4 protein-coding genes are annotated in these 8712 nt (G+C 63.7%); all 4 read right to left on the bottom strand.

Annotation, left to right across the window (positions count from 1 at the left end):
• Window positions 1-157: 157 nt before the first annotated feature.
• Entirely contained in the window at window positions 158-1315 is a 1158-nt protein-coding gene (locus EN991_RS13230; RefSeq protein ID WP_013530884.1) for an ABC transporter permease, read from the bottom strand.
• Window positions 1316-1327: 12 nt separating this feature from the next.
• Window positions 1328-2362 (bottom strand): ABC transporter permease, encoded by a 1035-nt coding sequence (locus EN991_RS13225; protein WP_013530883.1) that lies wholly within the window; start codon window positions 2360-2362, stop codon window positions 1328-1330.
• Window positions 2363-2592: 230 nt separating this feature from the next.
• Window positions 2593-4245: an ABC transporter substrate-binding protein gene (locus EN991_RS13220; RefSeq protein WP_013530882.1), complete on the bottom strand. Its 1653-nt coding sequence runs from the start codon at window positions 4243-4245 to the stop codon at window positions 2593-2595.
• Window positions 4246-4511: 266 nt separating this feature from the next.
• A partial coding sequence (locus EN991_RS13215; protein ID WP_127368912.1) for a translocation/assembly module TamB domain-containing protein occupies window positions 4512-8712 on the bottom strand: 4201 nt, incomplete at its 5' end.

The raw sequence follows: 8712 nt of genomic DNA, 5'->3' as shown, positions 1-8712 counted from the left end.
GAAGGAGATCGACAGGTTCTCGATCTCGATGATCGGCCCTTTGGTTGGCCCGGGGGTCGGCTTGGCGGGATTTCGAACTGCCTCGTTCATGGGTCGCTCCAATCCTGGTTCTTCCAGACCTGTTTCTCTCAGGCCCATCGGGTCGAAACCCGCGACATCAGTCTTTCATCGATTGTTCGCGCAGCGAGTCGGCGAGCAGGTTCAAGCCCAGCACGAACGACATCAGTGCGATGGTCGGCGGCAGCGCCGGATGGATGAAGGAGCGCAGCAGGCGGCTGGCGTCCTTGATCGCGGTGCCCCAGTCCGGACTTTCCGGCGCCAGGCCAAGGCCGAAATAACCGAGCGTGCCGAGCAGGATGGTGGTGTAGCCGATGCGCAGGCAGGCATCGACGATCAATGGCCCGCGCGCATTGGGCAGGATCTCCCACAGCATGATGTACCAGGGCGATTCACCGCGCGTCTGCGCCGCCGCCACATAGTCGCGCGTCTTGATGTCCATCACCAGGCCACGCACGATGCGGAACACGCCGGGGCTGGAGGCGAACACCACCGCCACGAAGATGTTGAGCTGGTTTGGATCGATATGGACGATGTGCAGCGGGTCCTTATCGAACACAAGGCCGAGATAGATCCAGCCACCGAGGATCAGGGTGATGCCGAGCAGGATGTAGAGCCGGTCGGGCCGGTTCTTGTAGCGGGTCCAGAACAGCACGCTGAAGAAGATGATCGGGAACAGGAAGAACACGCCGGCCATGCCGTACGGGATCGGCGTGTCCATGATACCCGGCGTCACCAAGAGGTAGAACAGCAGGATCACCGGGAAGGCGAGCACAAGGTTGGCCAGGAACGACAGCACGGTGTCGATCTTGCCGCCGTAATAGCCGGCGGGCAGGCCGAGCGTGATGCCGACCATCAGCGCGAAGCCGGTCGCGGCAGGCGCGATGATCAGCACGATCTGGCTGCCATAGACCATGCGCGAAAACACGTCGCGCGCCAGCTTGTCGCCGCCGAACAGATAGGTCAGCCCCGACTGCGGTTCGACGGCGCCCGGCAGCACGTCCTTCATGATCGGAATCTGGGCCAGCGGATCGAAGGGCGATATGGTCGCGGCGAAGATCGCCGTGAACAGCCAGAACAGGCAGATGCCGACGCCGACGATGCCGACACCGCTGTCGAACAGCTGGCCGTAGAGCGCCAGCTTCTTCTTGTAGGCGAAGCTCGCGCCCATGACGATGACGAGCGCGATCCAGACCGGCCAGAAGCGCGACAGCACTTCGAAAACGACGGTGAAGCCACTGATGTATTGAACCGGCATCGGCTTCGCTCCCTACTGAACTCTGATACGCGGATTGAGAAATGCGTAGCCGACATCGGAAATGAGCTGCGTGATCAAGACGATGAACACCGAGACCAGCGAGCAGCCGAGCAAAAGGTCGATATCGTTGTTGCCGGCCGCCTCGACCAGCGTGTAGCCGAAGCCCTGGTAGCGGAACATCACCTCGACGATGACGACGCCGGTGAGCAGCCAAGGGAACTGCAGCATGATGACGGTGAACGGTGCGATCAGCGCGTTGCGCAAGGCATGTTTGACCACCACGCTGCCGAAGGAGAGACCCTTCAACCGCGCGGTACGGATATATTGCTGCGTCATCACTTCGACCATCGAAGCTCGCGTCATGCGGGCGATATAGCCGATGCCGTAGATCGCCAGCGTCATCACCGGCAGTGTGAAATTGTAGAAGGTGATGCCCTGGCTGGCCGAAGCCGCCGAGCCGTTCAGCCAGCCTAGCCATGAGGCGAAGATGACGGTGAAGATGACGCCCGACACATATTCAGGCGTCGCCGTCGAGGCGATCGACGCCACGGACAGCACCCGGTCGGTTCGCGACCCCTCACGCATGCCGGCCAGAATGCCGATCAGCAGCGAGATCGGCACCATCACCGCCAGCACCCAGAACATCAGGATGCCGGTAGCGCCGAGTGCCGGAAACAGTTTTGAGGCGACGGTCGCCTTGAACTTGGTCGAGCAGCCGAAATCGCCCTGGAAAACGCCGGCAAAGGTCGGCACGAGCGGATCGTTGCAGAAGGAGAAACGCTGCGCCGGCTTACCGGTCGCCGGGTCGGTTACCGGCTGCTTGGGCAAGACGCCAAGCCACTGGCCGTAGCGGACGAAGAAGTTCTGCCGGTAGCCATGGTTGACCAGCCAGCTCTCGAGCTGCTCGGCCGACGTATGCATTTCGGTCTGGCTGATCGCCAGCTTCTTCAGATTGGGTTCGAGGTTGATCAGGAAGAAGACGACCATGGTCAGGCACAGCATCGTCAATGCCATGGTGCCAAGACGCCTGATAACGAAGGAAAGCATGGCGGCCCCCTGCCGATGGGTTGGGGTTTGAGCCGGCTATGAAAGCCAACCCTGCCGTGACCGGCGGGGCTGGCTGTCAAACAGGCCTTCGGATGCGATCAACCCTGTTTTTGTTGCATGGCCTTGCCCGCGAGTCCGCAACTTTTTTGAGAATGTGCGGACCAGCAGGGACGGACAATGCAAAGAGCGAGGGAAGGGAGCGAGCCCCTTCCCTCCATGTCGATGCGATATCAAGCCTGGTCGAGCCAGACCTTGCCGTAGTCGCGCTCGAAGGTCGGGTGCATCTTGTAGTTCTGCACCGCCTTCACCGAGTGGCTGTAGAGCTTGCGCCAGTACGGCTGGATCATGATGCCGGAATCCTGCAGGATCTGCTCGATGTCCTTCATCATGTCCTTGCGCTTGGCGGCGTCGGCAACGGCGAGCGCCGCATTGAGCTTGGCATCCCAGTCCGGATTCGACCAGCCGGCCTCGTTCCAGGCCTCGCCGGTGCGATAGGCGATGGCCAGAACCTGGACGCCGAGCGGACGCATGTTCCAGTTGGTCATCGACAGCGGATACTTCGTCCAGTCATTCCAGAACGTGGAACCCGGCAGAACGGTGCGCTTCACCTTGATGCCGGCGTCGCGCAGCTGGGCGGCGATCGCATCGCCGGTGTTCTTGTGCCAGTCTTCGTCGACGGTGATCAGCTCGTGTTCGAAGTCGGCTTGGCCGGCTTCCGCCATCAGCGCCTTCGCCTTGGCCGGATCACGGGCAACCTTGGGCAGCTCGTAATATTCCGGATGGATCGAGCAGACATGGTGGTTTTCGGCGACCGAGCCGGCATTGCCGTAGCCGAGCTGCAAGACGACATTGTTGTCGACCGCAAGCTGCAGCGCGTTGCGCACCTTCTGGTCGCCATAGGGCTTGTTGTTGACGTTGGTGCGGCAGACGATGGTCGACGCGGTGACGATTTCCGACTTCACCAGGTCCATGCCGTCGAGGATCGACACATAGTCGGCCGAAGTCTCGAAGTTGGTGTGCACTTCGCCGGCCTCGAAAGCGCTGACCATGGCTGCCGGATCGGTGCCGTAGTCGATGAATTCCAGGCCATCGAGGAACACTTCGCCGTCCCACCACTTGTCATCGGTGCGGCGCTTGTAGACCACCTTCTGACCGACATCGTAGGAGACGAGTTCGAACGGACCGGTGCCGATCGGGCAGGCCTTGAAGTCGCCGCCCTTCTCATCGAAGGTCTTGTGGACGATCAGCCCGGGATAGTCGCACATGTTCGGAATCAGCGCGATGTCCGGTTTGCTGAGCTTAAGCACGACCGTGTGGTCGTCCGGCTTGGTCACGGCGCTTTCGTCGAGCTTGTCGTCCTTGACCAGCGAGCCGAGACGGCCGGGCATGGAATTGCCTTCGGCTTTCTTGTCAGCCCAGCGCTTCAGGTTGAAGATGACGTCATCGGCGGTGAAGGCATCGCCATTCGACCAGGTGACGCCCTTGCGCACATGCAGCGTGTACTGCGTGGCGTCGTCGTTGACGTCCCAGCTTTCCAGCAGATAGGGGCGAAACGTGTATTCGGAGGTGTACTTGACCAGCGGCTCGAGCGCCTGGCGCTCGGCATTGGCGATTTCCGACCAGTCGGCCTTGCGCGGGTCCTTGGGATCTTTGATCCACTGGGCGATCTTCAGCGTGCCGCCCTTCTTGCCCTTTACCTCTTCGGCCTTCGCCGGCGTCGGATCGGCGAGGCCGAGCAAGCCGTAAGCCATTGCCGTCGATGCGCCGAAGACGCTGGCCATGGCCAGGAATTCGCGGCGGTCCACCTTGCCTGCCTTGGCTTCTTCGGCCATGGCCAGGATGTGATCCGGAACGCGATCGCCATTACTCTTATAAATTGTCATGACTTAACTCCCATTGTTGGCTTTCCGCCTTTTAACATTCCGCATCCAGGCCATGATGTCAAAGACGGCGTGGATTGAGAACATGTTAGGGAATGTGCAACTTTGAAAGGGGAGCGGTTCGCGTGATAACGACAGTCTTGGCGCAAATTTGCTACTGTCCGACGGATTCTTCTGGAATCGCGATAGTCGATTAAACTGAGACATTTACTCTGGCCCGCACAGCACCAGAATCGATCCACCATGAGGCCAAAAGCCCCGCCGGACTGTCAGTATTCCTTCTCGTAGAAGATGCCGCCCTTGGCTTCGCCGGCATCGTTGGCCTCGCCGCGCAGCTTGACGCCGCGCCCGACATTGAGGTCGATCGTCGCCTTGCCCGAGCCAGGCTTGTCGCCCTTCTGGATGGTGACATAGGTGCGGTCGTTGAGGTATTTGCCGGCCGAAACCGCCGTGCCGCCCTGGTCGTCGGTGGTGACGTCGAGATCGTCGACGCCAATGGCGCTGCGCAGGTTTTCCAGCAGCGACGTCGAGCCGCCGACGCCGGCCAGCTGCCCCGCCGCTTCGGCGAGCTGGGCGATCTGCAGCGGCGACAGGTTCGACATCGAGCGGCCGAAGATCAATTGCGCCAGCACCTCATCCTCGGGCAGCGCCGGCACCGAGGAGAAGGTGAACTTCGGATTGGTCGCTTCGCCCGACACCACGATGGTGACGGTGGCGCTGGTCGTCGTCGTGGTCGCCGTCAAATTGAGATAGGGCACCAGCGAGCCGGAAAACCCGACCGTGCCTTCGGTGAAGGTCAGCCGCTTGCCGAGGATCGACAGTCGTCCGCGCTGCAAGGTGAAGGTGCCGACCGCTTGCGGCGACGAGGCCGGGCCGGTCAGCTTCAGCGAGCCGCCAAGTTCGGCATCAACGCCCCTGCCCTGGATGAAGATCTGATTCGGCGCGTTGACCGTGACATCGAGCGCAAGGCCGCTACCGCCGCCCTTGCCGCTGGTCGTCGGCGGCCGCAGCGCCTTGTCCTGCGCCTTGACCGCGCCCGGCGCGTTCTTGTGCTTGACGTCGAGCGCCGCCAGCGAGCCCGGCAATTTGTCGGGAACGGTGATCACCGTCTTGGCGAGATTGACGGTGCCGGCGATGACCGGTGCGGAGGTCAGCGGTCCCTTGATCGTCAGGTCGCCGCCGAGATTGGCGGTCACCACCCTGCCGTCCGTATAGCGGCCGTCGACCAGCTTGATCGACAGGTCGGCCGGGAAACCCTGCGCCGGGTTGATGCCGACCGTGCCGCTGGCCGACAGGCTGCCGCGCGTTGACAGCGTTCCGGTCAGCCGGTTGATCCTGGCGACGCCGCCGGCAATCGAGACATCGGCGGCGAGATCGTTGACGGCGAGGCCGGAGCGCGCATCGACAAGGCGCGCACCCGAGGTGCTGATGCTGCCGCCGATGACGGGCGATGTCGCCGGACCGCGCACCTGCACGTTGACATTGGCGGTTCCAGACAAAGACAGGCCCTGCGCGGCCAGCTTCTGGCTGAGCAGGCCGAACGGCACGACGCCATTGAAGTCGAGCACCAGTGACGGCGTGCCGGCCGTCGTCACGGTGCCGCCGCCCTTGAGGCCAAGGCCGGCGCCATCGCCGACATTGGCATTGAAGGTCAGCTTGTTGCCGCCGAAGGTGCCCGACGAGGAGACACTCACCGCACCGACACCGGCACCGCGCGTCTGCGAGGTCTGCACGCCGGCCGCGTCGAGGTTGAAGGCAATGGCGGGGTTCGCCGGCGTACCCGTCACCTTGACCGTGCCTGAGATCGAACCGGCGGCGTCGAGCCCCGGCGAGAAACTGTTGGCGAGCGACATCGGCACCCGCGCCAGCGTCGCATTGATGTCGAGCGCCGTGCCGACCTTGCCGGTCACCGTCGCCGTACCACCGCCAAGGTTGAGCACGAGCCGGTCCAGCGTCGTCATGCCGTTGACGATGCTGACGGTCGAGGCCTGGGCAATGGCCGCCTTGATGCCTTGTACGGTCGCCTGGCCGGAGGCAAGCTCGATGGTCGTCGTGCCGTTGGCCGCTTTCACCCGGCCGGCGGCCTGTGCCGGAATGCCCTTGACGGTTGCGCCGCCGGAGAAGCCGGTCCAGTCGCCGTCGCGCTTCAAGTCGACATCGATGCCGCTGATCACGGTGCCGCCCGACGTGACGGTGTCGGCGCGAATCTTTCCGGAGATCACGGGCGCCGCCAGATAGTTGGCGACCAGCGCATCGATCGAGACGGCTTTCGCCTGCAGGTCGCCGCGCGTAATCGATGCTGTCGCCGCCTTGATTGCGACCTGTGGCGCATTGCCGTTCTTCGAAAAGGCGATCGTGCCGCGCACATCGCCTTCGGCCTTCTCCAGGGCAAGTGCTGCCAGCGGGCCGATATCGGGCAGGTCGAGCGCGATGGTGCCGACCGGCACGAACTTCTCGTCCAGCGCCAGATCGCCGGAAATCCTGTTCTTGCCGAGCGACAGCAGCAGGCCATTGATGGCGCTCTTGCCGTCCGCCGTCGCCAGCACCGCACTGCCTTGCAGCGCCTGGCCGGCGACATTGCCGGTCAGCTGCACATTCGCCGCCGGATTGGCGGCATCGGCCTTGCCGGTGGCGGCCAGCTTCAGCCCGGTGATCTCTCGCGCCGCCACGAGAAGGCGGTCGCTGTCGATGGTCAACGACAGGTCCGGCGCCGCGGCCGGGCCCTGCGCGTTCAACGCAAAAGCGATGGCGCCCTTGGCGTCTTTCGACAGCAGCGAGATGTCGCTCAGCGCACCCTTGATGTCGGCGGCTACCTTGTTGTCGGCAAGGCTGGCTTGCCCGTCTGCGGTCAGCGCGCCCGAGGTCAGCTTCAATCCGCCTATATTGATACTGCCGTTGGGGTCGCGCTTCAGCGTGGCGCTGATCTCAGCGCGTTCGCCAAGCATGCCGCGCGCCGCCGCCGGCAAGGCCGACGATGGGGTATCCGCCTTCAGATTGAGGTCGATGGCACCGTCACGCAGCGATACCTGGCCGGCAACTTGGCTGTTCAGCGCATCGCTCCTGAGCGAGCCGCTGTCTATGGCAACCGCATCGGCTGTCAGGCGACCGCTGAGCGCCGCCGTGACCTTGCCGGCGATCAGCGGCGCAATCACCGGATTGTCGAGACCGACCTTGTCCACCGACACTGTGCCGGAAACCGACCCTGCACGGTTCTTGAGATCGAACGCATCCGAGTGCAGCGCCAGGGCAAGCCCGTCCACCCTCGCTGGACTGGTGACGATCGAGGGCAGGATCGCGGAGACATCCAGGCGGGCCCGCGTGCTCTCGCCCGCCACCTTTGCCGACAAGGACCGGATCTCGATCTTGACCGGGCTCTCGGCGCTGCCGAGAATCAGGGGCAGACTGGGGCCGGATGAGATGAGATCGAGCGCAAAATCGCTGGCGCCGTTCGGATTGAGGGTGCCGGCTGCCTTGCCGGAAATCTTGTCGCCGGTCAGTGTCGCTTGATCGAGCACAACGCCGCCGGCCAAGGTGTATCTGCCGGCCGCATCGACGGCGAGCGGCCCGAGCCCGGCCTGCCGGGTCTGGCTGGTTTCGATACCGGCCAGTTGCGCATTGAAGCGGACATCGGGAGCGGCCGGCGGCCCGGTCACTCCAACCGTGCCGCTGAGCGTGCCGACAGCGTCGAGGCCGGGCGAAAATTCATTGGCGAGCGCCGCGGGCAGTGCCGAAAATTGCGCCGCGAGGTCGAGCGTCTGACCGGCAGTGCCCGACAGCGTCACCGAACCGCCGCCGACATCGAGCGCCAGTTTCTCGATGCTGGCCGTGCCGTTGGCGATGCTCAGTGTCGACGCCTGAGCGATTGCCGCCTTGATGCCGCGAACCGTCGCCTCGCCCGAGGCAATCTCGACGCTCGTCTTGCCGTCGGCGATCTTCACCCGGCCGGCAGCGGTCGCCGGAATGCCCGCTATGGTGGCGCCGCCGGTGAAATTGGTCCAATCGCCGTCGCGCTTCAGGTCGACGCCGATGCCGCTGATTTCGGTGGTTCCGGAAGTGACGCTGTCAGCCTTTATCGAACCGGCGATCGCCGGCGCCTTGAGATAATTGGCGATCAGCGCATTGACGGTGATGGCCTTGGCCGTCACGTCGCCACGCGCGATCGAAGTGCTCTTCGCATCGATCGCGACGGAGGGCGCGTCGCCCTCCTTGGCAAAGCCGATGGTGCCGTCGATGTCGCCCGTCACCGCCTGGCCGGCCAGTGCGGCCAACTGGTCGATAGCGGGCGCGTCGAGCGTCAGCGTGCCGAGCGGCATGTACGTGTCGTCCAGCGCGAGATCGCCCGAGACCTTGTTGTCGCCCAGCGAGACCAGGAATCCGTTGATCGAACGCTTGCCCTCGCTTGTCACCAGTGCTGCCTTGATATCGAGCGGCTGGTCGTTGACGGAGCCGGTCAGCGATACGTTGGCGGCG

The organism is Mesorhizobium sp. M7A.F.Ca.US.005.03.2.1 (assembly GCF_003997795.1).
Classification (GTDB): Bacteria; Pseudomonadota; Alphaproteobacteria; order Rhizobiales; family Rhizobiaceae; genus Mesorhizobium; species Mesorhizobium ciceri.
Note: the sequence above shows the minus strand (reverse complement) of the source record. Positions and strands in the feature narration are given on the sequence as shown.